Here is a 24,372-nt window from a genome sequence, read left to right as displayed (position 1 = left end):
GCAGGCATGACGCTGAAGTCGGATCCGCACATCGTCGCCCACCGTGGAATGTCCGGGTTGTACCCGGAATCGACCTTGCGTGCGTTTGAGGAAGCATTGAAGCTCGACGGGGTTCATGGCATTGAGTGTGACGTGAGGCTCACGCGCGATGGCCGCCTTGTCGTGCACCATGACGCATTCATCAACAGGACGTCGGATGGCATGGGGCGCATTGCCAAGATGGACTTCGAGGACATCCGCAAGTTCAACTTTGGCACCAAGGAAGACCCGCAGCAGATTCTGCTTCTTGACGAATTGTTGGACCTCCTCGAGGACTACCCCGACAAGCACATCTACATTGAAACCAAGCACCCCACCCGCTACGGGCCGGAAGTAGATGAGCAGACCGTGCGCACCCTCTGGTACCGCGGAATGAAGGAAGATCCGCGCATTCATCTCATTTCCTTCTCCCATTCGGCCATGCGCTATTTCAAGCAGACTGTGCCTGATCTGGAAACGTTTTACCTGTTCCGCCTGCGTGAAATGAAGTGGAACAAGAACAACACGATGTTCTCTCGCCCGTATGGTGTCGGCCCGGCTCTGGCACATCTTCGGTCCAAGCAGGAACTGTTGGGGTTCCGCGGGTTGAAGACGTATACGTGGACCGTCAACCTGCCCAAGGACATGTTGTGGTGCCGTGAGAAGGGCGTGGACATCATTGCGACGGACCTGCCACACATGGCGGTGGATCTTTTCCGCGACCACCCCGTCACGCCAGTGTCTGTGGGGTAGTCCCAGCTCATCGAACCAGCCCATTAAACTAATGGGCATGGCCAAAAAGAACCGTAAGAAGGAAGATCTGCCCGAGGGCATGAGCCGCCGTCAGGCGAAGTTGGCGGCGCGTGCCGCTGAGCGTGAGGCGCTGCAGAAGGACCCGCGCCCATACAAGGGGTTCGCCGCTGAGGCGGACCTTGTTGCATTGCAGGAGTTTGTGCCGTCCGCCACGGCAAAGATCGAGGTCAACGGCACCCCGGTCACGGTAGCAACGGTGCTGCCCGGCGCTGGTGCGGCGCTTGTCCGCCCGGCGGAGGAGGGCGGGGAGCGCATGGTGGCGCTCCAGGTTCAGTCCCACTCCATCAACCCGGGCCGTGACCTCGCGTACGCCCTCAACTGGGTTGTGAATGCGCAGCCAGGTGAAACGCTTGGCTCCACCGCTGCGGATGGTTCGCAGCCGGAGCTTTCAACGCTTATCGACGCTAACCAGACCCTCGACATCACCACCCACAACGACTTCAACTGGTGGTTCAGCGATGCTGCTGCGGTGAACCCGCAGATCCAGCAGGCACTGGCTCGCGCCAACGACGCGATCATCCCGTCCGTGCAGGTGGCCCCGGAGCTGCCGGGCGCGATCTGGTGGGTGAACCCGGGCGGCGGCAAGGCCCACATCCGTTGGGTCCGCCAGGAAGATGATGAGCGTCTGCTCCTCAACGCCCTTGCCCGCATCGCTGCCCGCGGTGAGCTCAACCTCGGTGAGGGCTCCAAGCTCGCCGGCACCTTCCGTACCCATGGCCTCGTCGTCCCGGTCTTCGACTTGGACCCGGCTGTGGAACCGGCGTCCTACGCTGACGCGCTGACCACGCTGAATGCCGCCATTGAGAAGGAATACGGCAACGATGAACAGCTGAATGCGGATGAACGCAAGCAGCTGGAAAACATCAAATCCCGCCAGGTCACCATCTAGAAACTGATCATGTCCACTGCATTTTCCCCCGATTCTTCTGCTTCTTCCGCTGGTTCTGCTGCTTCAGCGCTTGCGCTGAAGCACCGCCCGAAAGGGCTGAACACGCGCCACCTCAACTTCATTGCCTTGGGCTCCGCCATTGGTACCGGCTTGTTCTACGGTTCCGCCGGCGCCATCCAGGCTGCCGGTCCGTCTGTCCTGCTGGTGTACCTGCTGGGCGGCGCGGTGGTGTACTTCATGCTGCGTGCCTTGGGTGAGATGGCCGTGCGCCATCCTGTCACCGGCTCGTTTGCGGAGTACACCCGCGCCCACATGGGTGGTGCGGCCGGCTACCTCACCGGTTGGATGTTCGCCTTTGAGATGGTCATCGTGGCCCTGGCGGACCTCACCGCCATCGGCATCTACATGGGCTTCTGGTTCCCAGATGTGTCCCGCTGGGTGTGGATCGTGGCCGCACTGCTCATTGTGGGCGCCGCCAACCTGGCCAGCGCAAAGGCCTTCGGTGAACTGGAGTTCTGGTTCACGGTGATCAAGGTCGGGGCTGTTGTGGCCATGATCGTTGCTGGTGCTGCCGTGCTGGCCTTCGGTCTGTCGGGCGCAGAGACCACCGGTCCGGCCAACCTGGTCAATGACGGCGGGTTCTTCCCCAACGGCATTGAGGGCATGATCGCGTCCTTCATCCTCGTGCTCTTCGCCTTCGGTGGCACCGAGATCATCGGTGTGGCCGGTACGGAGGCCAAGGACCCGAAGAAGGCGATCCCGCAGTCCATTAACACGGTGCCGGTGCGCATCCTGCTCTTCTACGTGCTGTCCATCCTGATCATCCTGATGATCAACCCGTGGCGCTCCATCACCGGTGACCAGTCCCCGTTCGTGCAGATCTTCTCTGCCCTGGGCGTGAACTGGGCTGCTGGCCTGCTCAACTTCGTGGTCATCACCGCTGCTCTGTCTGCCATCAACGCGGACCTCTTCGGCGCCGGTCGCGTGCTCACCGGCCTGGCCAAGCAGCACTTTGCCCCGAAGATCATGGCAAAGACGGTGCGCGATGTTCCAGTGATGACCACGGTGATCCTCATCGCCGTCATGGTCATCGGTGTTGTAGCCAACACGCTCATGCCGGAGCGCATCTTTGAGATCGTGGCGTCCCTGGCCACCTTCGCCACCATCTTCGTGTGGCTGATGATCCTCCTGGCACACCTGGCCTCGCGCCGTCACATGACCCCGGAGGAAGAAGCAGCCCTGCCGTACAAGACCCCGTTCTTCCCGTACGGCCAGTACTTCGCCGTGGTGTTCATCCTGTTCACTTTCGGCATCATGCTGTGGCTGCCGGCCTTCCGTGGCGCGTTCTTCGTCGGTGTCGCGTTCAGCGTTATCACCGTCGCGATGTTCTACATCACCGGCCGCCACAAGCTCCCCGGTGTGAATGATCACGTGCCGGGAGCAACGCCTCTCGACGATCGCGGTTAACTACCGCATTCCCCCAAACAACTGAGCTGCGGCGGCGTCGTCCCACACGGCGACGTTGCCCACCTCAGTGTCAGCGAAGTGGGAGATCGGCACCGTCTCCGTATTGATCCCGCCGCGCATGGCCAATGCCAGTCGCGCGAGGTTCCACACGTGATCACGCTTGCCGACGATAAACAGCCCACTACCCTTCAACGCCAACGGCACGATTCGGAACGGGTTGAGCAGCACCTTCGGTGACACAACCGTGTGCATCAGCGCACTGAGGAATTCCCGCTGACGCATGACGCGATCCAGGTCACCCATCGCCGTTGCACGCGTACGCACATACCCCAGCGCTGTCGGCCCATCCACCACCTGGCAGCCCGCCTGAATATCCAGGTTGGCCAGCGGATCCTGGATCGGCTCGGGCGGGCACACCTCAACGCCGCCGACCACATCCGTCAGGCCGGCCAGACCGCCCATACCCACTTCGGCATAGCGGTCCACCCGCAAACCGGTGGCGTTTTCTACCGTCTCACTGAGCAGTTTCGGCCCGCCGAAGGCAAACGCCGCGTTGATCTTGTCGCTGCCGTACCCCGGGATGTTCACGTAGGAATCACGCGGAATGGATAGCAACGTTGCCTGCCCCGTCGCCGGGATGTGCAGCAGCATGATGGCGTCCGTGCGGCCCGAGCCGATATCGCCACCCGTGCCCAGGCGCTGCACGTCTTCCTCCGACAGTCCCTGCCGGGAATCCGACCCCACGATCAGCCAGTTCGTCCCCGCCGTATTACCAATCCGGTTATCCGGCAGCGCATCCACTCGCGCCAGCCGCGCGTCCGCCACCAAGGTGATGGCCACCGCGCCCACCAGCACGATCGAGAGGATCCACCCCAGGAGGTTCATGGGGTTCCGGCGGCGCCGGGTCTTCTGTACCGGTTGCGGTGCCGGACGCGGCACAGGCCTCGGGGCGGGTCTGCCCGTCGGCCTTTGCGCTGGTCGCTGTACTGGTCGCTGTACAGGTCGCTGCGCTGCTTGCCGCGGCGGCAGCGGTGTGCGCCGGGGCTGGTAGCCGCCTTCACCAGGCATGTGCTGGCGGGGCCTTTCCGGGCGCTGCACCCGCTCCACTCGTTCTACCCGTTCTACCCGCTGGGGTTGCGCCGGCCGCTGGGCGGAGCGGCGGCGGATGGGACGGCCGTACCTATCCAGGAGCGGTGCGCCATCCTTATCCAGTAGAAATTCCCCCGGGTTGTCCCGGGGATCGTTGGAATGCGGGTTGGACATGGGGGACATTCTAAACGGTCGACCCGGCAAAACCCTGGTGCGCTACAGGCCAAGCCATGAGAGGTCGAGCATGAGATACCCCACGTAGGCCACCACATCGATGAGGAAGTGCGCCAGGATCAGTGGCCACACCTTCCCGGTTCGCGCGAAGAAACAGGCAAAAACAACGCCCATCACCAGGTTGCCCAGACCAGCCGAAAATCCCTGGTAGAGGTGATAAGAGCCACGCAGCACCGCCGATCCGGCCACGGCACCCCACACAGGCACCTTCAGCTGCCGCAGTCGGGTGACCAGCCACAGCACCACCACAATCTCTTCGCTGAACGCATTCGCCGCCGACCACAAAAGGAGCAGCGGCACGCGGGAGGCATCCGTTGCCGGCACCACCTCCGCGGAGAACCCAAGGTGGTACGCCCCCACATAGAGGGCCAAGCCGGGCAGACCGATCAGCGCCGCGAGCCCCACACCCCAGGCCAGGTCCCGCCACGCCGGCCGCTCCAAACGGCGTTCCAGCAGGTAGAGCGCCAGCGCGCCCCACGCGAGCAGGGTCAGCGCGGAGGCTACCTGGAGGGCGATGTCGATCCAGGGGAGGGCGGAGGCCGCGTCGTTGAGCACGACCTGGTGTTGGTTGAGGGGGGACTGGGCGGCGTCGATAAGCCTTAAAAGAGCCTTGACCCCCGCCATGCCGAACGTGACGCACAGAACAATGGCCACCTCGGCAACAAGTCGCTTCATGGGTGCAACTGTAGGCTGGGTACTTATGAGTGCAACCGTCGCGTATCTGGGTCCTGCGGGGACGTTTACTGAGGAGGCGCTGTGGCGGCTCGTGGAGGGGCTCGGCGAGGTCACGCCGCTGCCCGTCGACTCACCCTCCGAGGCCCTCAACGCTGTGCGCGAAGGCCGCGCGCAGTGGGCCGTCGTCGCGATTGAGAACTCCGTCGACGGCGCTGTGACCAGCACATCCGATGCATTCCTCGAAGCGCCCGGCGTGCAGATTTTCGGGGAGGTGGAGCTGCCCATCAGCTTCGCCATCATGACAAGGCCAGGCTTTTCGCTTATCGACGCCACCCGGTTCTCCACCCACCCCGTCGCCCACCGCCAAGTCCGCCGCTGGCTTAACCAGAACCTGCCGTCGGTGGAATATCTTGCCGCGACCTCCAACGCCGCTGCCGCCCAGGCTGTGGCCGAGGGGAAGGCCGATGTCGCTGCTGCGCCGCTGCGCGCCGCGGACCTGTTCGGCCTGGAGGTGCACGCCTCCGGTATCGCCGACCTGGCTACCGCCCGCACCCGCTTTGTGCTGGCAGGGCCCACCGGAGTGCCCACCCCACGGACGGGGGATGACCGCACTTCCGTCGTCTTCCAGCTCCCCAACGAGGCCGGCACCTTGGTTGGCGCCCTGCACGAATTCGCCTACCGTGGCGTGGACCTCACCCGCATTGAATCCCGCCCCACCCGGGAGGAAGCCAACACCTACAACTTCTACGTTGACCTGGTGGGACACATCGACGACATCCCGCTTGCCGAGGCCCTTCGCTCCCTCTGGCTCCGCGCCAGCCGGGTCACCTTCCTGGGGTCCTGGCCCCGCTACCGTTCAGAGGACACTGGTGTTGTGCCGTCTGCCATGATGGATCCCGCCCGCCTCGCCCAGGCTGAAGATTGGGTGCGGGCTGCTAGGACAGGAGAGTTAGGAGACTAGTTATGCTGATTCTTTTACGACACGGCCAAACCACCTCCAACGTCGACCGCAAGCTGGACACCCTCGTGCCCGGTGCGCCGCTGACCCAGCTTGGCGAGGAACAAGCTGTCGCCGCCGGCCAAGCCATTTCTGCCTCCTACCAGGTGGAACGCGTCTTCTCTTCTGAGGCTCTCCGTGCCCGGCAGACCGCCGCCATCGCTTTTTCTTCCCTGGTCAGCGACATCCCCGCCCTCCCCGGCCTCCAAGAAATTCACGCCGGCCGGTGGGAGATGCACAACTCCTGGGCAGCCCACGAGGCCTACCTCAACGCCTTCCGTGGCTTTTACCGCCGTGACCCCGCCGCCACCGTTGAGGACGGCGACTCCCTAGAGACCTTCCTCACCCGCTACCGCGCCGGGGTTCTATCAGCGCTTGACCCTGCCCTCGGCCCTGTCGGCTCTGCCGGCTCCAACGGTTCCACCGGTTCCACCGTCGTGGTTTCCCACGGCGGCGCCATCAGGGCTTTTACCGCCAATGCCTGCCAGGTCGACCCCGTGTTTGCCGAGCAGTCCTACCTCCCCAACTGCGAATACGTCGTGCTCAACCCTGGTGACGACCCCGCCGCCACCTTCGGTGACTGGGAGGTCGTGCGGTGGGGTGCCTACGACTTGGCGGGTTTGCGCGGCTGACCTCCGGGGCCCTCCACCGGCCCTCGCTTGGGTCCTCTCCCGGGTCCTTCCCTGCGGGTCGCTGTGTAAAATTTTACATTGCCCCGGTAACTATCGCCGGGCAGAAATCTGTGACCTGCGGTTTAAAAACGCCGCGCGAGGGGCATGTAATTTTTTACACAGCGCCCCGACATAAAGCGCCGGGGGAGGGCCTAAAACTGGCGGCTCGATCCCATTCAGACCTACCCCTGGAGGAAGCCGCGCCGGGCCAAGACCAATTGCCGGAGCGTGTCCGGCAGGGAGTGGAGGGTGCCGGCGGTGACGCGGATGACGGCCCAGTCCTGCTTGGCGCACTCGATGTTGATGCGGCTATCCCGGTCGCGTTGTTGGCGGGTGAGGTGGTGTTCACCGTCGTACATGATGCCGATGCGTAGGCCGGGAATGGCCAGGTCAAACACGGTGATGATCTTGTCGCCACCCATCAGGGCATGTTGTTCAACCAGATCCACACCCAGCTCCAGGCCAAGCTCGCGGCACAGGGCCAGGATGAGGAGGCGCATTTCGGTTTCTTTGGGGGAGTCAGCAAGCGCGGAAGAGAGGCCGCTCACCTTCTTTAGCCACCGCTGGTTCACCATTCCCCGGCCGGCGGTGAGGATGGGGGTGAGGGGGAGGGAGAGGTGGCGGAGGGAGGCGTCGATAAGCTGAATGGCCCTGATGTCCGTGGGATCGTACCCATCGACGGGATAGACCTGCCATGAGTAGGTGCCGTGGCGGATGAGCTGGAGGGTTTCGGCGACGGCGAGTTCGGGCGGGGAGATCGGGATGACGTACCCGCAGGCGCGGACAGTCCAGGTGGTGTCGGCGGGACGGCGCAGGATGAGCGGGGTGAATTGGGTGGCCAGCTGCTTTCGACGCGTCATGCCGCGCAGGGTGGTGTCGTTGCTGTCGGCGAAAAATGGCAGGCCAAAGAGTGCGAGCGCGCTGAGGCCGCAGATGGTTAGGTGTGGGTGCTCGAGCCACATCGCGACGGCACGGGTGGTCGCCGGCGCGCGATAGGTGATGCGGCGCGGGTGGTCGAAGGAATGTTGGTGGGCAAGTTCTGGTGGGCGCGCGAAGCCGCTGGGCATGGTGAATGTGCCGTTCACGGGCAGTCCCAGGCCGTTTGTGTGCAGGCCGCCGGGCATTTTCCCGTCCACACTCATCCCGTTGCGTGGCGGTTGCGGCGGATTGAAAGGTGAAGTGTTCACATAGTTTTAGACTGCCGCGGGATGGGGTTTGGTTCCCTCTGAGCGCGGATTCTGTGTAAAATTTTACATTGCACCGGTAACTATCGGCTGGCAGAAATCCCTGACCTGCGGGTTTAAAAACGCCGTGCGAGGGGCATGTAATTTTTTACACAGCGCCCCACTCGCCTGGACTACCCCCACCCCAACTCATGCAACTCCTCCTCTTCCAGTCCGAAGTAGTGCCCTACCTCGTGGAAGACGGTGACTTTGACCTCGTGGCGGAGTTCCTCGATGTCTGAGCAGATGGCCTCGAGCGCGTCTTTGTAAATGAACACCGCGTCGGGCAGGTAGCCGGCGTGGTTGGCTTGCTGCTCGGTGAGGGGGACTCCCTCGAAGAGGCCGAGCATGGTGGGGTCCTCCTCGTTGTATGGGCGGGCGAGGATGACCATGTTGGTCATGGCCTGGGCGAAGGGTTCGGGGATGAGGTCGAGGGCGTCGTTGATGAGGGACTCGAACTCTTCGTCGCTGATGGGGTCCATGGTTAGGGCTCGTTGTAGGGCTGCGGAGCAACGGGGACGGGGCCCTCAGCACCAGCAGCTCCGGCATCATCAGCCCCGCCCTGCTCAGAGCGCAGCGGGCGGCGCTCCGGCGGAGCTTCCGGCACGGCGCCGTCGACGGTGAGGGCTTCGCGGCCGTTCTTGGCGGAGCCGGTCAGGGTGGCAAAGCGGTTGTCCTTGGCAAACATCAGACCGCAGTTGACGGTGCGGCTGCCGCCATCCCAGGCGCGGGTGGGGGAGGTGCCCCAGTAGATCTGCAGGGTGGTTTGGTACAGGTTTTCTTCGCTGCCCACGTAGTCTTCGGCGGCCTTGGCGCAGACGTCGCCGAGGTACTTGTTCTGTTCGTCAACAGACGGGGTGTGGTCGGCGAAGACGGGGGCGAGGTCGACCTTGCCGGTGACCTCGATGTGGTGGGGCTCGGTGCAGTCAACGGTGGTCAGGTTGTTGGCCTGGTCCGTGATCTGGCAGGAGCCGGTTTCGTAGATGCGGGCTTGGTCGCGTTCGGCGGCCTTGCCGGTGGTGAGGATGGGTACGCCTTCGGCGTTGGTTTCCTGCAGGCCGCAGAGCATGGTGCGGTCGCCGTTCTCCCAGGCGTCGGTAGGCGGCAAGATGGGCGCGATGGAGTAGCGGCCGGAGGGGTCGTAGCGTCCGCCGAGGTAGCGGATGGAGGCAGTTTGGCAGAGCTCTTCGCGCAGTTGGGCCTGGCGGGTCTGGTTTGGTGGTGGGGCGTCGGGGCCGAATTCGGAGGTGGGGTAGGTGTTCAGGTCTTCGCGGGAGGAGACTTCGAAGCGGTGTTCGTTGTTGCAGTCGGTCTCCTGGAAGTCGCTGATCACCCCGTTGTCGTCCATGTTCCAGGTGAGGCAGGTGCCTTTGTCAGCGGCGGTGAACGGCACGACACCGTTGGCGTCGGCCTCCACAGAGGCCTCAGACTCGGTGCCACCCGGCTGGGATGCCAGACTGAGCCCGGTTGTTCCGGCGTAGGTGCCCATCCCCACTGCTCCGGCGAGCCCAGCGATGAGCAGGGTGCGCAGGGGTGTGCGGGATGCCGTTGTGCCGTTGTTCATGTTCACCATCATGCCTGCAGCTCGCGGGGTCAGTCCAACGGGTAGGGTTGGGGCTTGTGATTGATCTGAAGTTTCTGCGTGAAAATCCGGATGTTGTTCGTGCCTCGCAGGAGGCGCGGGGTGAGGATCCGTCGTTAGTAGATGCGCTGCTCACGGCTGATGAGGAGCGGCGCGCGGCGATTGCTAAGGCCGATGAGTTGCGAGGGGAGCAGAAGGCTTTTGGCAAGAAGATTGGCCAGGCTGCCCCGGAGGACCGCCCGGCTTTGCTGGAGGGTTCGAATGAGCTGAAGGCAAAGGTGAAGGAGGCGGAGGCCGCGCAGTCTGAGGCTGAGGAGCGCGTGACGCAGCTGCAGTACTCGATCTCTAATGTCATCGCGGGTGCGCCCGCGGGCGGCGAGGAAGATTTCATCGTGCTGGAGCACGTGGGGGAGGTCCCGGAGTTCGATTTCGAGGTCAAGGATCACTTGGATCTCGGCGAGGAGCTGGGGCTTATCGACGTCAAGAGGGGCACCAAAGTCGGCGGCGCCCGCTTCTACTACCTGGTGGGTGACGGCGCGTGGCTGCAGCTGGGCATGTTGATGTTGGCGGCGCAGAAGGCGCGTGAGGCTGGGTTCAAGGTCATGGTCCCGCCGGTGCTTGTCCGCCCGGAGATCATGCAGGGCACGGGCTTTTTGGACGCGCATGATGAGGAGATTTACTACCTCGAGCGCGATGAGATGTACCTGGTGGGTACGTCTGAGGTGGCTCTGGCCGGCTACCACAAGGATGAGATCATTGATCTCTCCGATGGGCCGTTGTTGTATGCGGGATGGTCGAGCTGCTTCCGCAGAGAAGCAGGCTCCTACGGCAAGGACACGAAGGGGATTTTGCGCGTCCACCAGTTCGACAAACTCGAGATGTTTGTTTACTGCAAGCCGGAAGATGCAGAGGAAATGCACCAGAAGCTGCTGGGCCTTGAGCGTGAGATGCTCGCCGCGGTGGAAGTGCCGTATCGCATTATCGACGTCGCCGCGGGCGACCTTGGCTCCTCGGCTGCCCGCAAGTTTGATACGGAGGCATGGGTGCCGTCGCAGGGGACGTACCGTGAGCTGACGTCGACGTCGAACTGCACGACCTTCCAGGGCCGCCGCCTGGCCACCCGCTACCGCGATGAGGACGGCAAGACGCAGATCGCTGCCACCCTCAACGGCACCCTTGCTACCACGCGTTGGCTCGTGGCCATCCTGGAGAACAACCAGCAAGCGGACGGTTCAGTTGTTGTGCCGGAAGCGCTGCGCCCGTGGGTTGGGAAAGATATCCTTTCCAAGAGCTAACGTTTTGTGAAAGGGGTCCCCACCATGGCGAGTGGCAACGAGCCGAAGCGCTGGATTGGGCCATTGTTCGAGGTGCCGGCGGATTTTGTGGAGCCGGCGCCGCATCCGGTGGAGTCGAAGGAACGCTTCTACCAATCCATCATTGGCGGGTTCAAGCGCATCATGCGCGCGCAGGGGCTGCGTTTCTACGTTCATGGGGCGGAGAACATCCCGGAGCGGGATGGCGCCCTCTTCGTGATCAATCACACCGGCTACTACGACTTCATCATTGCCGGTATTGGTGCCCACCTGCGCGGTAAGCGCCTGGTGCGGTTTATGGCGAAGAAAGAGGTCTTTGACACCAAGGTTGTGGGCTCGCTCATGCGCGGCATGAAGCACGTGCCGGTGGACCGCGCGGCTGGTGCGGCCTCCATTAAGGAGGCCACGAAGTGGCTGAGCAGCGGTGGCCTGGTGGGTATCTTCCCGGAGTCCACGATCTCCCGCTCCTTCGAACTGGCGGAATTCAAAACCGGTGCGGCCCGCATCGCTCATGAGGCTGGCGTGCCCATGATCCCCACCGTGATCTGGGGTTCGCAGCGGATCTGGACGAAGGGGATGGACAAGAACCTTGGCCGTTCCAACACCCCGGTGGTGCTCAGCTATGGCGAGCCCGTGATCACCACGGGTGACCCGGAGGAGGACACGCGCCGGGTGAAGGCGGCGATGCAGGAGCTGCTGGAATTCAACCGCGAGGAGTATGAACGCCGCTTCGGTCCGTTTGAACCGGGGCTGAAGTGGATGCCGGCATCTCTTGGCGGTGGAGCTCCGACTCTGGAGGAAGCCACGGCGATGCAGGAGAAGGAACGCGCAGCCAAGCTGGCCAAGAAGCAGGCGAAGAAGCAGGGCTAGGCATGACGAAGTATCGCGTTGATAAAGGCGTCTTCTTCATCCCTGACGATGTTCCCCCGGTACCCGTTCAGCCGGGTTGGAAGAAGGAACGCTGGTACCGCGCGGTATTGAGTGCGGTGGTGCCGCTCCTGCGCCTCCAGGGCCTGAAGTTCTATGTCAACGGGCTGGAGAACATGCCCACGGATGGTCCGGTGCTGGTGGCAGGCAACCACATTGGGTACTACGACTTTGTGTCCGGTGCGCTGCCGGGCCTGCTGCGGGGGCGCCGCCCAACGCGGTATATGGCTAAGAAGGAGCTGTTCGAGCACCCGTTGGTCGGCCCGGTGTCCCGCGGTGTGCGGCACATTGAGGTGGATCGCTCGAAGGGGTCCGGCAGCGTCGATGAGGCGATCGCGCGGCTGACAGGCAGTGATGAGGTCGTGGGGATTTTCCCGGAAGGCACTCTGGCGCGGTCGATGGAGCTGGAGGAGTTCAAGACGGGTGCGGCGCGCATCGCGCAGGGCTCCGGCGCCATGCTCATTCCGTGCGCAACGTGGGGTACGCAGCGCATTTGGGCGAAGCGTGAGAAGAAAGAGATGGGCCGCACGGGCTACCCAATCATCACGAATATTGGGCCGGCGGTGTCCACGGAAGGCACGCCCGAAGAAGTGACGGCGCGGCTCAAAGCGGCGATGCAGGTGCTTCTCGACGAAGCGAGGGAAGAATACAACAACCGCTTCGGTCCCTTCCCGGACGGCCTAGACTGGATGCCAGCATCGATGGGTGGCTCGGCACCCACGGTGGAAGAAGCGAAAGCTCTTGACCAGCAAGAAAAGGCCGAGCGTGCTGCGAGGAAAGCGGAGCGGAAGAAAAGGTAGGTCGATTCACTGTGTCACCGGCGTCACCAGTATCAAGCCCGAAGCCACCGAAGCTGATTGTGAGCGATATTGATGGCACGTTGTTGGACAGCAATGGGCGGGTGAGCCCGCGGTTGCGTGACACGATTTCGCGGGCGGCGCGCATGGGCACGAAGATCGCCCTGGCTACGGGGCGCCCGCACCGCTGGTTGGCACCGGTGCTGGATCAGCTGCCCTTCATCCCGGACTGCATCTGCGCCAATGGCGCGGTGGTGTATGACCCATCGCGGGATGAAGTGGTGGTGCGCCACGAGCTGGAGCCGGAGACGTTGTGGCGGATCGCGGAGATCGCCCAAGATGCCCTCGCGGGATATGGGACCTACGGTTTCGGCGTGGAGCGCGTGGGCAGTTCGGCGTTTGATCCGGAGGAAGAGTGCTTCCTTATCACCCCTGGTTACAGCCCAGATTTGTGGGATATTGGCTACGGCCAGGTGGACGTTGCGGAGTTGACGTCAGTGCCGGCGGCGAAGATTCTCGTGCGGCATCCGGAGATGAGTTCGCAGGAGCTTTTCGACGTGGTGGCGCCCCTCATCGACCCCGAAGAAGCCCACGTGACCTACTCCATGAACGAGGGTCTGTTGGAATTCAGTGCCCCGGGGGTGAATAAGGCGGCGGGGGTGTCCATCGTCGCTACGCGTCATGGCATTGAGCGGGAACGCGTCCTTGCTTTTGGTGATATGCCGAATGATGTGGAGATGCTGGCGTGGGCTGGGCTCGGTGTGGCGATGGGCAATGCGGAGCCACTCGTGCAGGACGCCGCTGATGTTGTGACCACGACGAATGATGATTTCGGTGTAGCGCGTGTCCTTGAGCAGTGGTTCTAGGGTTTAATAACCTCCATGCCGTACATCGCCGCGATTGACCAGGGAACAACGTCCACCCGGTGCTACATCACCACCCCCGACGGCGAGGTGGTGGGCACCGCCCAATTCGAGCATGAGCAGATCATGCCGCGTGAAGGCTGGGTGGAACATAACCCGCGTGAGATCTGGCGCAACACCCGCCGCGCGTTGTCGGAGGCGTTGGTGGATGCGGATCTGGACGTGGAAGACCTCGATGCCGTTGGCCTGACCAACCAGCGTGAAACCGCGGTGATCTGGGATAAGGCGACCGGCAAACCGATTTATAACGCCATCGTGTGGCAGGACACCCGCACAGAAGAAGTCGCGCCGGATGGGGATAAGACGCGGTATCTGAAGAAGACGGGGCTTCTGGCCAACTCGTATCCGGCCGGCCCGAAGTGGGCGTGGATCCTGGACAACGTGAAGGGTGCCCGCGAGCGTGCGGAGAAGGGCGAGCTGCTCGCCGGCACGATTGATACGTGGCTGATCTGGAACCTTACGGGCGGGGCGCGGGAACCACGCAGGTCCATGTTCGCGGAGATGTTCGGGTTTGCCCGGGACCGCGCGCAGCACGTCACCGATGTGACCAATGCGTCGCGTACGCTGCTCATGGATCTGGAAACGCTGGATTGGGATGAGGAACTCTGCGCGGAGATCGGCGTGCCGCGGCAGATCCTGCCGGAGATCAAGCCGAGCTTCGGCAACTTTGGGTCCATCCGCCGGCAGAAGTCTTCGCGTGAGGTGCCCATCACGGGTGTGCTCGGCGACCAGCAGGCGGCACTGTTTGGGCAGGGCTGCTTGGAGGAAGGCTCCGCCAAAATGACCTACGGCACCGGCCTGTTCATGCTGCTCAACACCGGTGAGAAGCCGCAGTTCTCCGATCACGGTTTGCTCACCACCGTGGCTTACCAGAAGGCGGGGAAGCCGCCGGTGTACGCGCTGGAGGGTTCTGTCGCGGTGGGTGGCTCGCTCATCCAGTGGCTGCGGGACCAGCTGGGCATCATCAGTAGTGCTGCCGAATCGGAGAAGCTCGCCAGCCAGGTGGAGGACGCCGCGGGCGTGGTCATCGTGCCAGCGTTCTCCGGGCTCTTCGCCCCGCGTTGGCGTCCGGATGCCCGCGGGGTGATCACGGGAATCACCCGATACACCGACCGCCGCCACATCGCGCGCGCGGCCTTGGACGCCACCTGCCTGCAAACGTTGGAGGTGGTGCGGGCGATGGAAGCGGATGCGTCGATAAGCATTGATGCTTTGCGCGTGGACGGCGGCATGACCGGCAACGACCTTCTCATGCAAATGCAGGCCGACGTGCTGGAATCCACCGTGGTGCGGCCCGACAACATGGAAACCACCGTGATGGGCGCGGCGAGCGCTGCCGGCATCGGCGCCGGGCTGCTGGATGAGCCGATGAGCCTTGGCGATGAAAAGACCTGGGAAAACACAATGGCCGGCCCCGACCGGGACCGGCTCATTGCGCGGTGGGAGGAAGCTGTGGCTCGCTCCCTTGATCTTGCTTAGTTCACGCTGACATCCAGGTTGCCCGTTGCCGCGTGGTAGGTGATGGAACCGCGGGCGAAGTCAACGCGGACATCGCCATTGGAGGCAGCGCCCTCGGACTTGACCGGCTTGCCCAGCGGGCCAAGATCCATGCCCTGCTGGAGCCATGCGTTAGCAATCTTCTCCGGCATGATCACCTGGTTGCCGTCGGCGCTGAGCAGGGCGATGCCCTTTTCGAAGATGCCGTACTCATCGCCACCCACGCCCTGGAGCACACCAGCGAGCTGGCCGAGCACCGGCTCGAGCTGGCTCCACGTCTGCTTCGTCTCCGGGCTGCCCACGGTGTTGATCACCTTGCCCACGTAGGGGCGCAGGGCAGTCAGCGTCAGACCAGGCAGAATCTCCGTGTTAGCCACGTTGGTCACCTGCTTTGGCAGCATGCCGTTGCCTGCTGCGAAGAGCAGAACCGCGCCACCGACGGTGCCCACGGCAGCAGCGATGGCAGCCGGGTCGCCGTTCATGATGCCCTCGAAGGACACCTTGCTGGACGTGTTGGCCAGGTTGTTGATGGTCGTGGTGGTGCCATCATCATTCGTCACCGTGCCGGTTTTTGGTGGTGTCTGCTGCGACGGAGTTGGGACATTTTGCTGTGGGTTCGATGTCGGCGGGGTGTAAGCCTGGTTGGAGCGCACCGCGTTGGCCTTGTTCTTGGCCACGTTACGGATGTACCCCATCTGGGCGTACAAGTTATCGCCCGGGCAGGTGCTGAAGTGGAAGTCACGGTGCGCGTTAATAACGTTGAAGTTCGCGCCCTGGCCGCGGGAGTACTTGGAACCACGGAAGTTGGCGTCGGAGGTCAGCCAGACCTTGCCCGTCGGGTCAATGCCGGTGGTGCCGGCCTTCCAGCCGATCATTTCACCCATTGCGTTCAGGGCGGCCTTGGTGGGCTGGGCCTGCTGGTAGTCACCCATCATCGAAATGCCCCAGGTGTGCGCGTTGAAGCTGCCCACGTGAGCGCCCTGCGGGTTGCGGTCCAGCCCGCCAGCGCGGCCTTCGTAGATGTTGCCGTACTTATCCACGAGGGCGTTGTACCCAATATCGCCCCACCCCAGGTTGTTGGCGTGGTAGGCCCAAATTCCGCGGACGATGCCCGGTGCCTGCGCAGCGGTGTAGTTATTCGAACCAGCGGTGTGGTGAATAGTGATCGCCTTGGTCGGCTCCGAGTAGTACGGGGTACGGCTCTTGCCTGCGCCCCAGGAGGAGCGGGACACTACGCGTGGCATGCCGTTGGTGTTGTACTGTGCCGGAGCGATCTCCCCGTCAAGGGTGCCCTCGCCACCTTCAATAAACACAGCGTCCAAGTCTGCAGCGGTGGTCACCGGGGCGCTTTCGGCGTTGCCTTCGGCTGGTTCATCTGCCAGCTCTTCGACGTCTGCAACTGGGGCGATTTCGCCGTAGTTGGTTGGCAGCGCGCGGTCTCCCAGCACGGACGGACCTGTGCCGGAGGGGAATCCGGACAGGTCAACTGGGGAGGAGTCAGGCAGGGCGCTGTCCGCAGTGTCGATGGCCTCTTTTGTAGCTGCGTCGACAGGCGACTCAGCAGGCATATCAGCCGGTGCATCCTCTGCCGGAGCATCGTGTGCGACGAGGTCAACGTTTGCTGTGGAGACCTGAACCCTCTTGGTCTTCTCCACGTAGATCGGCTCGGTGCCGTTGGCAACGCCGTCTGGGCCGACTTCAGCGTCCATCTCGTACCACTCGGACCAGGTGCCGTCTGGGCGCTCGGCGCGGACGAAGGCAGCGATGTCACGGTCGCCTTCCCAGGTCAGGCCGAAAACGGAGAATTCCTCGTCGCGGACGAACTCTTTCACAGTGCGGGCCTCATCGCCCTCACCCTGGGTGGCCACGGCCGGGTCATCGACGATGACGGAGGTGGCGTCAGCCAGGGAAGCGGTGGAGGTAGACACCTGGACGTTGGCGGAGCCAATCTCCTGGGTCTTGAGGATCTCGTTGCCGCCGAAGGTGCCCGCCGCGATGAGCGCGAGGGTTCCGGCCACAGCGATGACCGGGGTCTTCTTCCGGGAGGAAGGGTTGAGGTGGCGTCGTTGTTTCACGGTGATCGCTCCTGAGTTAATAGTTACAGCTGTGACTAATCTAGATCATTGGAGACTATAGGGCACTTGTGTGATTTTTGTGAACATTGTGATTTGCGGGAGTGTCGCGCCAATCCATCTGTTTTGCTGTATTTCCCAGTAGCCTTAGGCCCATGACTTCAGGTGACACCAATACGTATGACCTCATCGTTGTCGGCTCTGGCTTCTTCGGGCTCACCATTGCGGAGCAGGCAGCATCGGAGCTGGGTAAGCGAGTCCTCGTCGTGGAAAAGCGAGAGCACATCGGCGGCAACGCGTACTCCGAAAAGGAGCCTGAAACGGGCATTGAGGTGCACAAATACGGTGCGCACCTGTTCCACACCTCCAATGATCGCGTGTGGGAGTACGTCAACCGCTTCGCTGAATTCACCGACTACCAGCACCGCGTGTTCGCCATGCACGACGGCACGGCGTACCAGTTCCCGATGGGCCTGGGCCTGATCAACCAGTTCTTCGGCAAGTACTACAGCCCAGACGAGGCGAAGGCGCTCATTGAGGAGCAGCGCGAGGGACTTGACCCGGCGGCCGCGACGAACCTGGAGGAGCGTGGCATTGCGCTCATCGGCAAGCCGCTTTACGACGCCTTCGTCAAACACTACACCGCCAAGCAGTGGCAGACCGACCCGACGGACCTGCCGCCGGAGATCATCTCGCGTTTGCCAGTGCGCTACACCTTCAACAACCGTTACTTCAACGACAAGTACGAAGGTCTCCCCGTCGACGGTTACGCCGCCTGGTTGGAGAAGATGGCATCGCATGAGCTTATCGACGTCCGCCTGGACACCGACTGGTTCGACGTCCGCGATCGCATCCGCGGTGAGTCCCCGGATGCCCCGGTGGTGTACACCGGCCCGCTGGACCGCTACTTTGACTACGCCGAAGGCCGTCTGGGTTGGCGCACCCTCGACTTCGAGCAGGAAGTCCTGGGTACTGGCGACTTCCAGGGCACCCCGGTGATGAACTACAACGACGCGGATGTGCCCTACACCCGCATCCACGAGTTCCGCCACTTCCACCCGGAGCGCGCCGAGTACCCCGACGATAAGACCGTCATTGTGAAGGAGTACTCCCGCTTCGCGGAGGATGATGATGAGGTGTACTACCCGATCAACACCCCCGAAGACCGCGAGATGCTCAAGCGCTACCGCGAACTCGCTGCTGCTGAGTCCCGCGAGAACAAGGTCCTCTTCGGTGGCCGCCTGGGCACCTACCAGTACCTGGATATGCACATGGCTATCGGCGCAGCGCTGTCCGTCTTTGATAACCACGTGCGCACCTACTTTGAGGACGGCAAGGCGATCGACCAGCCGCGCGGGCACTAGGAGTTGACCGTGCGGAGGGACTTGGTCACCGCGGGGATTGAAAAGATGGTCAACTCCATTGCAAGTGGCCACTTCCCCGAAGGTGAAGCCCTGCCCGGTGAGCAGGCGCTCGCGGAATATCTTGAGGTCTCACGCCCGACCATGCGTGAGATTGTCCGCGCGCTGGCTGATCGGGGGGTACTTGAAGTTGTCCACGGCCGAGGCACCTTTGTGCTGCCGCGCAGCCAGTGGCGCGACATGGAAACCCTGGTTGAAGTGTGGCGAAAGGTCTTGCCGCAGTCCGAGGTTAATGAGCGCCTGACCGAAGTGCGCCGGATGATTGAGGTTGGCTCCTGCGGTCATGCCGCGAACAACCGGACTGCGGAGGATATTGCAGAACTTGAAGCCTGCCTTGAGCGCTTTGCCGCAGCCGCTGAAGTCGGCGACCTTGAGGGCGTGAACAGGGCAGACGTGGACTTTCATAACCAGATCCTGCGCTCCACGGGCAACCCATTCCTCATGGCGGTCATGCGCCCGCTGGAGGGTGCGCTGGCGGAATCGCGCCGGGGAACCACCGCTCATCCGGAGGTGCGTGCCCGTGCGGACAAACACCACAAGAAGATCCTGGAAGCCATCAAAGCGGGGGACGCGGAGGGGGCAAAGAATGCCATGCGCGCCCACATGGATCAGACATGGGCGGACTTGAGAACGTCCGATCGGGGAGACAATCGGGGGTAGTTTCCCCGTGACTCAGCTCACAATACAAGGCTAATTGCGTAGTAGGCACTAACCTTTTAAGTAACTCCTCAGAGGTCTGAGGATCTGGTGAGAAGAAAGCGAGTCCCCGATGGTTTCCCTACACACTCTGCTTGAGGGCTACCCCGACCCAGTCCGCATCCCCGCATCTGACATTCCGGCCACCGACACCACACTGGTGGTGCTGGACGATGACCCGACGGGCACCCAATCCGTCGCCGACCTCCCGGTGCTGACCCGCTGGGAAGAAGATGACATGGCCTGGGCGCTCCAGCAGGACGTCCCGGCGATCTATGTCATGACCAACTCCCGTTCGCTGGACCCAGCCGATGCGCGCGCGATCAACCTTGATGTCGCGCATGCCGCGATCGCCGCAGCGAAGAAGCTGGACAAGAAGGTCGCCTTCGTTTCCCGCTCCGATTCCACCCTGCGAGGCCATTATCCGCTGGAGCCGGACACGCTCGCGGAGGTCGCCGAGGCGAATGGCCAGACTATCGACGGCTACGTCATCGTCCCCGCCTTCGGTGACGCCGGCCGTATCACCGTCGGCGGCGTGCACTACGCCGGCAATGACACCGATGGCTACCAGAAGGTGGAAGACACCGAATTCGCCCAGGACGCCACCTTCGGTTACAAGCACTCCCGCATTGCCGACTGGGTCGAAGAGAAGACGGTTGGCGCAGTGAAGGCCGCCGACGTGATTGAGATCCCGCTGGATGTGGTGAGGGGGGAGCGGGGCGGCGTCGAAAAGCTTCTGCTTGAAGCGCGCGACCGCACCCCGATCGCCGTGGACATTGTCACGGAAGAGGATCTCCGTCTGCTCTCGCTCGGCCTGATTGCGGCTGAACGTGCTGGTAAGAACTTCATCTACCGCGTTGGGCCGCCGTTTGTGCGCGCGCGGATTGGACAGGATGTACCCGAGCCGGTGCGCCCGGAGCGCGTGGCGGAGCTGCGCCAGAACACGGACAACGTGGCCGGCGGCTTGATCGTGATCGGCTCGCACGTGCCCACCACCACGCGACAGCTCGCGCGGCTGAAGGAAACCAATGAGGCACCCGTCGTGGAGATGGATGTCGCGCGCGTGATCGGGGAGGGCCGCGAGGACTACATCGCGGAGCTCGCGAGCGAGATCGAGCATCTGCTCATCCGCGGCAACGTCATCTTCCACACCTCCCGTGAACTCGTGCGCGGCGCGACCCCGGATGAGTCCCTCGCGATTGCCCGCAAGGTCTCCAACTCCCTGGTCACGGTGGTCAACCGTGTGGTCAACCGCGTCACGCCCGCTTTCGTGATTGCCAAGGGCGGCATCACGTCCTCCGATGTTGCGTCGAAGGGCCTAGAGATGACCCGCGCGATGGTTATCGGCCCCATGCAGCCCGGAATCATCTCCATGTGGCAGTTGCTCGACGGCCCTGCCGCTGGCGTCCCCTACATCGTCTTCGCCGGAAACGTGGGCACCGATGACTCGCTCGCCGAGGTCGTCGCCGCGCTTTCCACTCATCCCCTGAATTAAAGGAGCACACCATGTCACACACCATCACCGTCGTTGGCCTCGGAGCCATGGGCCTGCCGATTGCCACGAACCTGCGTAACCACGATTTCACCGTCCGTGGCGTAGACATCGCGGAGGCGCGCCTGGCGCTTGGCCGCGAGGCTGGCCTGGAGGTCTTTGACACCGCGCTCGACGCCGCTGAAGGCGCCGACGTTGTGTTGCTCGCCGTGCGCAACCACGCGCAGCTCACCGAGGTTCTCTTCGGGGAAGCCGGCATCGCCGACCGCATGAAGGACGGCGCCGCGATCCTGCTCATCTCCACCGTCGGCGTCGCCGCTGTTGAAGAAACTGCAGCTCTGCTCGCTGAAAAGGGCATTTCGCTTATCGACGCCCCCGTCTCCGGCGGACCCGTCCGCGCCGGCGAAGGCGACCTCTTGGTCACCGTCGGTGCTGAGCCTGCGGTGGTTGATCGCTACCGCGATGTGCTTGAGGCCATGGCCGGCAACCTGGTGATCGTCGGCGACAAGCCGGGCAAGGGCCAGGCACTGAAGACCGTGAATCAGCTGCTCTGCGGCGTGCACATTGCCGCTGCTGGTGAGGCCCTCGCCCTGGCTGGCGAGCTTGGCCTGGACCAGAAGGCCACGCTGGATGCCCTCATGAGCGGTGCCGCCGCATCCTTCATGCTGGGCGACCGCGGCGAGCGCATGCTCGATGCCTACACCGAGGAAGGCGCGGAGGTGAAGAGCCGCATCGACATCTTTGTCAAGGACATGGGCATCGTCACCACTGCCGCGAAGTCCGCTGGCATTGCTGTGCCTGTTGCCGCTGCTGCTGAGCAGCAGTACCTGCAGGCCTTCGCCCGCGGCATGGCTGCGAAGGACGATTCCTCCATCATCACGATCTCCTCCCCGGACGGCCCGAAGGGTGATAACGCATGATTACCGGTACTGGTTTGATTTGGCTCGGCCTCGCGGCCGTTGCTGTCCTGCTCGCCCTGGTGATTTGGGTGCGCATGCCTGCCTTCGTGGCCCTGCTCCTGGTCTCCCTGGCCACGGCAGTGCTCTCCGGCATCCCGCTGGCTGAATCTGTCGGCGTAGTCACCGGTGGTGTGGGCAAGACGCTTGGCTCCGTCGCCGTGGTCGTTGGCCTCGGCGCCATGCTGGGCAAGATCATTGAAGAATCCGGCGGCGCCACCGCGCTTGCCCAGTACTTCACCGGCAAACTCGGCCGCAAGCGCATCGTCGCCGCCGTGGTCATCGCCGCGTTCATCCTGGGTATCCCGGTCTTCTTCGACGTCGGCTTTATCATTCTTGCGCCGATCATCTTCGGCTTCGCCGCCGTGGCCAACATCAACCCGATCAAGATTGGTCTGCCCGTTGCCGCCGCGCTGCTCACCGTCCACGTTGTGCTGCCGCCGCACCCGGGTCCGGTTGCAGTCGCTGAGCTTCTCGACGGCGACGCCGGCCTCCTCCTCACCCTCGGCCTTCCCATCGCCGCCGTGACCGTGGCACTGGGCTACCTGATCGTTCGCCGTATCGACGTCAGCGCCATTGAGCGTGCTAAGTCCCCGGTGGAGGACGCCGGTGTGAATGAAGTGGACAACCCGCCGTCACCGTGGACCATCATCGGCCTGATTCTCCTACCAATCGCCCTGATCATGGTGGGCACCACCAGCGCCATGGTCCTGGAAGAAGGCTCCTTCGCCCGCGATGTCGCCTCCTTCATTGGTGCGTCCCCGGTGGCCCTTCTCGTGGCGGTGCTCGTCGCCTGGTTCGTTCTGGGTAGCCAACGTGGTTGGAAGCGCCAGGAGTCTTCGGATGTCCTCGACTCCGCGCTGCCTGCCGTTGCCGTGATCATCTTCGTCACCGGCGCCGGCGGTGCATTCGCCAACGTGCTCGTCGAATCCGGCATTGGCAAGGTCCTCTCTGACCTCCTCGCCGGCACCGGCCTGCCACTCATCCTCACCGCGTTCCTGCTCACCGCTGCACTCCGTGCCGCGCAGGGCTCCGCAACGGTGGCGCTTCTCACCACCGCTGGTCTCGTCGCTCAGCCCATCGCGGATGCTGGCCTGAGCAGCGTCCAAGCTGCCCTCGTCATGGTTGCCATTGGCTTCGGTGGCCTGGGGCTGAGCCACATCAACGACTCCGGCTTCTGGATCGTGACCAAGTACCTCGGCCTCAACGTCAAGCAGGGCCTCCGTTACTGGACAACCACCTCCACCATCTTCGGTGTCATCGGCTTCCTGCTCACCTGGGCGGTCTACGCGGTGGTGTAGTCCCTCTCTGCCTATCGACGCCTGGTGGTCCCCCACCAGGCTTCCTCATTACGCCCCAAAGGCGTGGCCGGTTTGATTCCGCGGTAACCGTCCAAAACTTTTTTGGATTCTTGTGGAACCGGGCTGTTCTCGCTGGTCCTCCGCTTCCTGCGCGCGCTCTAGCCCGCGCCGCCTGTGGATAGTTTTTTGGGTTATCCACAGGTTTTCGGGGCCCTTCTCGCGCGTTTTTGCGTTTCGGTTTAGCGTGCATGGCATGAACGTATTCGGATCACTGGTGGCGGGTTTGACCAACCCGATCGAGGCCCTGGCAGACTTTGATGCCCAGGTACTCCTCGATGCTGGTTGCAGCCCTGCCCGTGTTCGCGAGTTAGTAAAAGTCCACACGGCGTACTACGGGAAAACGCAATTCACCCGTAAGCAAGCCAACGCGATCAAGGTGGCGAAGTCGACGAAGAAGGCGTTGGATCAACTCGTCTACATCGAGGGCCGGATCTCCTCCATTGAGGACCCCGCCGAGAAGTGGCGCCTGCGCCTTGCCCTGCTGTCTGTTCCGGGCAATTACGACACGCTCAAGCGCCGGTCGAAGGACATCGTGCCTGAGGTGGACAAGCCTGTCCCGGAACCCACAATGCGTTTTGGTCGCTCCCAGGATGAGAGGCGTCCTGTGACCATCATGGCCCTAGAAAAAGACGCGGCAGCTATTGAGTTCGCAGCCCGTCAAAACCTGGGGGATGGTCCTGCCGGACCGCAGATGTACGAAAACGTGATGAAAAGGATCGGCCTACGCCCCGACGAAGACGATCAACCTTCAGGTATTGCCCCTGCAGTACCCCGCCCCTTGATCCTCATCCCACTGGAGGAACACATCAACATCATGAAAGGTCACGGCAATGATGTCATCCTGGGGCTCACCGATGGCACCACCATGACCGGTGCGGAGTATTTGGCCCAGAACTTTGGGGACGTCCTCGAAGTGGCGATGTTCCACCCACAAGAAGGGCCCGTCAATCTGTATGACACGCAACGCTTCGCGAATCAGAAGCAGCGTGACTTGGCCCGGGCAACAATGCCGACGTGTCCGGTGCCGGATTGCAGGCACGCAGCGGATAACTGCGAGGTCCACCACATCAAAGCCTGGTCGAGGGGCGGGCTGACCAATATGGATAACCTGGCGATGCTGTGCCGGTATCACAACCGCACCAATGACGATGACCCATCCAAACCCCACCACGGGCGGGTGGAAAACATCAGAGGCACACCAATGTGGAGATCACCGAACGGATACCTCGTCCCGAATACAGTCCACCCCTTTGGAGCAA

At 63.0% G+C, this 24,372-nt stretch carries 22 protein-coding genes; 16 read left to right on the top strand and 6 right to left on the bottom strand.

The genetic code is table 11. From position 1 onward, the window contains the following. Positions 1–6 precede the first annotated feature (6 nt). Genes L8U60_RS09720 through L8U60_RS09710 form a run of 3 tightly spaced genes read left to right on the top strand, consistent with a single transcriptional unit; the run spans position 7 to position 3,187 of the window. Complete coding sequence (locus L8U60_RS09720; protein WP_269966175.1) at positions 7–771, top strand: glycerophosphodiester phosphodiesterase family protein; 765 nt, start codon at positions 7–9, stop codon at positions 769–771. 37 nt (positions 772–808) lie between these two features. After that, the gene (locus L8U60_RS09715) at positions 809–1,720 is read left to right on the top strand and encodes a DUF5926 family protein (protein ID WP_269966174.1); all 912 of its coding nucleotides are present in this window, start codon (positions 809–811) and stop codon (positions 1,718–1,720) included. Positions 1,721–1,729: 9 nt separating this feature from the next. Continuing rightward, positions 1,730–3,187: an amino acid permease gene (locus tag L8U60_RS09710; protein WP_269966173.1), complete on the top strand. Its 1,458-nt coding sequence runs from the start codon at positions 1,730–1,732 to the stop codon at positions 3,185–3,187. On the opposite strand, the gene L8U60_RS09705 is transcribed toward L8U60_RS09710, so the two are convergent. Together L8U60_RS09705 and L8U60_RS09700 are read right to left on the bottom strand one after the other, a co-directional pair. Next, positions 3,188–4,459, bottom strand: a complete 1,272-nt coding sequence (locus L8U60_RS09705; RefSeq protein WP_420840189.1) for an LCP family protein — start codon at positions 4,457–4,459, stop codon at positions 3,188–3,190. A 33-nt stretch (positions 4,460–4,492) separates the two neighbouring features. Beyond that, positions 4,493–5,185 (bottom strand): CPBP family intramembrane glutamic endopeptidase, encoded by a 693-nt coding sequence (locus L8U60_RS09700; protein ID WP_269966171.1) that lies wholly within the window; start codon positions 5,183–5,185, stop codon positions 4,493–4,495. A gap of 25 nt (positions 5,186–5,210) precedes the next feature. Here L8U60_RS09700 and pheA point away from each other — a divergent pair, with 25 nt between their 5' ends. Beyond that, complete coding sequence (gene pheA / locus L8U60_RS09695) at positions 5,211–6,146, top strand: prephenate dehydratase (RefSeq protein WP_269966170.1); 936 nt, start codon at positions 5,211–5,213, stop codon at positions 6,144–6,146. A 2-nt stretch (positions 6,147–6,148) separates the two neighbouring features. Then, the gene (locus tag L8U60_RS09690) at positions 6,149–6,814 is read left to right on the top strand and encodes a histidine phosphatase family protein (RefSeq protein WP_269966169.1); all 666 of its coding nucleotides are present in this window, start codon (positions 6,149–6,151) and stop codon (positions 6,812–6,814) included. A 221-nt stretch (positions 6,815–7,035) separates the two neighbouring features. Here L8U60_RS09690 and L8U60_RS09685 read toward each other — a convergent pair whose 3' ends face one another. The 3 genes from L8U60_RS09685 to L8U60_RS09675 all read right to left on the bottom strand — a co-directional run bounded on the left by L8U60_RS09685 (position 7,036) and on the right by L8U60_RS09675 (position 9,640). Next, positions 7,036–8,040 carry a hypothetical protein gene (locus tag L8U60_RS09685; protein ID WP_269966168.1) on the bottom strand — a complete coding sequence of 335 codons (1,005 nt, stop codon included), beginning with the start codon at positions 8,038–8,040 and terminating at the stop codon, positions 7,036–7,038. Positions 8,041–8,210: 170 nt separating this feature from the next. Continuing rightward, positions 8,211–8,558: a metallopeptidase family protein gene (locus tag L8U60_RS09680; protein WP_269966167.1), complete on the bottom strand. Its 348-nt coding sequence runs from the start codon at positions 8,556–8,558 to the stop codon at positions 8,211–8,213. A gap of 2 nt (positions 8,559–8,560) precedes the next feature. Continuing rightward, on the bottom strand, positions 8,561–9,640 hold the full coding sequence (locus L8U60_RS09675; RefSeq protein ID WP_269966166.1) for a septum formation family protein: 1,080 nt from the start codon (positions 9,638–9,640) through the stop codon (positions 8,561–8,563). 56 nt (positions 9,641–9,696) lie between these two features. Between L8U60_RS09675 and serS the strand changes: the two genes are divergently transcribed. The 5 genes from serS to glpK are packed head-to-tail and all read left to right on the top strand — an operon-like array spanning position 9,697 to position 15,097. Then, a complete protein-coding gene (gene serS, locus L8U60_RS09670) occupies positions 9,697–10,953 on the top strand; it encodes a serine--tRNA ligase (RefSeq protein WP_269966165.1) in 1,257 nt (418 codons plus the stop codon). 24 nt (positions 10,954–10,977) lie between these two features. Continuing rightward, entirely contained in the window at positions 10,978–11,841 is an 864-nt protein-coding gene (locus L8U60_RS09665; protein WP_269966164.1) for a lysophospholipid acyltransferase family protein, read from the top strand. A 2-nt stretch (positions 11,842–11,843) separates the two neighbouring features. Further along, positions 11,844–12,698, top strand: coding sequence for a lysophospholipid acyltransferase family protein (locus L8U60_RS09660; RefSeq protein WP_269966163.1), 855 nt, complete (start codon positions 11,844–11,846; stop codon positions 12,696–12,698). A 59-nt stretch (positions 12,699–12,757) separates the two neighbouring features. Continuing rightward, the gene (locus L8U60_RS09655) at positions 12,758–13,561 is read left to right on the top strand and encodes a Cof-type HAD-IIB family hydrolase (RefSeq protein WP_269966162.1); all 804 of its coding nucleotides are present in this window, start codon (positions 12,758–12,760) and stop codon (positions 13,559–13,561) included. 15 nt (positions 13,562–13,576) lie between these two features. Then, complete coding sequence (gene glpK, locus L8U60_RS09650; RefSeq protein ID WP_269966161.1) at positions 13,577–15,097, top strand: glycerol kinase GlpK; 1,521 nt, start codon at positions 13,577–13,579, stop codon at positions 15,095–15,097. On the opposite strand, the gene L8U60_RS10860 is transcribed toward glpK, so the two are convergent. Beyond that, the gene (locus L8U60_RS10860; protein WP_269966160.1) at positions 15,094–17,190 is read right to left on the bottom strand and encodes an N-acetylmuramoyl-L-alanine amidase; all 2,097 of its coding nucleotides are present in this window, start codon (positions 17,188–17,190) and stop codon (positions 15,094–15,096) included. The two genes, glpK and L8U60_RS10860, sit on opposite strands and share 4 nt — an antisense overlap. 152 nt (positions 17,191–17,342) lie before the next feature. On the opposite strand from L8U60_RS10860, the gene glf reads away from it, so the two are divergent. From glf to L8U60_RS09615, 6 genes are all read left to right on the top strand, one after another. Further along, the gene (gene glf, locus L8U60_RS09640) at positions 17,343–18,551 is read left to right on the top strand and encodes a UDP-galactopyranose mutase (RefSeq protein WP_269966159.1); all 1,209 of its coding nucleotides are present in this window, start codon (positions 17,343–17,345) and stop codon (positions 18,549–18,551) included. A gap of 9 nt (positions 18,552–18,560) precedes the next feature. Beyond that, positions 18,561–19,268, top strand: a complete 708-nt coding sequence (locus L8U60_RS09635; RefSeq protein WP_269966158.1) for a FadR/GntR family transcriptional regulator — start codon at positions 18,561–18,563, stop codon at positions 19,266–19,268. A gap of 109 nt (positions 19,269–19,377) precedes the next feature. Then, positions 19,378–20,799, top strand: a complete 1,422-nt coding sequence (locus L8U60_RS09630; RefSeq protein WP_269966157.1) for a four-carbon acid sugar kinase family protein — start codon at positions 19,378–19,380, stop codon at positions 20,797–20,799. A gap of 11 nt (positions 20,800–20,810) precedes the next feature. Continuing rightward, positions 20,811–21,716: an NAD(P)-dependent oxidoreductase gene (locus L8U60_RS09625; protein WP_269966156.1), complete on the top strand. Its 906-nt coding sequence runs from the start codon at positions 20,811–20,813 to the stop codon at positions 21,714–21,716. Then, a complete protein-coding gene (locus L8U60_RS09620) occupies positions 21,716–23,053 on the top strand; it encodes a GntP family transporter (protein WP_269966195.1) in 1,338 nt (445 codons plus the stop codon). The genes L8U60_RS09625 and L8U60_RS09620 overlap by 1 nt, the downstream gene beginning before the upstream one ends. Positions 23,054–23,306: 253 nt before the next feature. Then, positions 23,307–24,372, top strand: a 1,066-nt coding sequence (locus tag L8U60_RS09615) for an HNH endonuclease signature motif containing protein (RefSeq protein WP_269966155.1), incomplete at its 3' end; no start/stop codon positions are given.

This window comes from Corynebacterium meitnerae (assembly GCF_027570075.1).
GTDB classification, from domain to species: Bacteria; Actinomycetota; Actinomycetes; order Mycobacteriales; family Mycobacteriaceae; genus Corynebacterium; species Corynebacterium meitnerae.
The sequence above is the reverse complement of the archived record's forward strand: the minus strand, read 5'-3'. Positions and strand labels throughout refer to the sequence as shown.